Origin of the sequence: Paenibacillus sp. 598K (genome assembly GCF_003851045.1) — a bacterium.
GTDB lineage: Bacteria > Bacillota > Bacilli > Paenibacillales > Paenibacillaceae > Paenibacillus_D.
Window position 1 is genome coordinate 56306 of record NZ_BFBX01000022.1, and the last position, 906, is coordinate 57211.

The following is a 906-nucleotide window of genomic DNA, read 5'->3' on the forward strand; positions in this document are numbered from 1 at the left end:
TGGATCTCGCCGCCCGAGCCCGCCGACTGCGAGGCCAACACCTCGAAGATCTCCGGCCGCAGCACATATCGCCCCATGATCGCATAGGTAGACGGCGCTTCGTTCGGGTGCGGCTTCTCCACCAGCGCTTGCACATGAAGCACGCCGGGTTCCAGCTCCGGCCCTTTGGGTGCGATGATACCGTACTTGTACACCTCGCTCGCCTCTACCGGCTGCACACCGACCACAGAGGTATGGTAGCGCTCGAACACATCCATCAGCTGTCGCAGACACGGCTCAGGTGACTGGATGATATCGTCGCCTAGCAGCACCGCGAACGGCTCATTGCCGATAAAGGAGCGCGCGCAGGAGATCGCATGCCCCAGCCCGAGCGCTTCCTTCTGCCGAATATAGTGAATGTTCGCCATATTGGAGATCGACGCCACTTGCTCCAGCAGATCCAGCTTCCCCTTCCTCTGCAGCGTCTCTTCCAGCTCATACGACTTGTCGAAATGATCCTCGATGGCACGTTTGCTGCGTCCGCTAATAATGATGATATCCTCGATACCCGATGCGACCGCCTCTTCCACGATAAACTGAATGGTGGGCTTATCGACGATCGGCAGCATCTCTTTGGGCTGCGCCTTCGTCGCCGGCAAGAAGCGCGTACCAAGACCCGCAGCGGGGATGATGGCTTTACGGATTTTCATACGCTACACCACATTTCTAAATTAATATCGAGATATGAAATCACAGATCCCATCTAAACATATCTTTGTTTTTTTCATCAACTGTTTCTGGTCCAAGCCCTTCAATATTACTATTGACAATAAGCGAGGCATCTTTAATATTATCAATATTTCTAAAAATCCGTCTTGATGAAACATCCATTTTAACAAAAAGAAAGTTCTTTATATATATTCTCCC

At 51.8% G+C, this 906-nt stretch carries 1 protein-coding gene; it reads right to left on the minus strand.

Annotated elements, in window-relative coordinates:
• The coding region (gene galU / locus PA598K_RS09040; RefSeq protein WP_128656661.1) for a UTP--glucose-1-phosphate uridylyltransferase GalU at positions 1-689 on the minus strand (689 nt) is incomplete at its 3' end.
• Between the last annotated feature and the right edge of the window lie 217 nt (positions 690-906).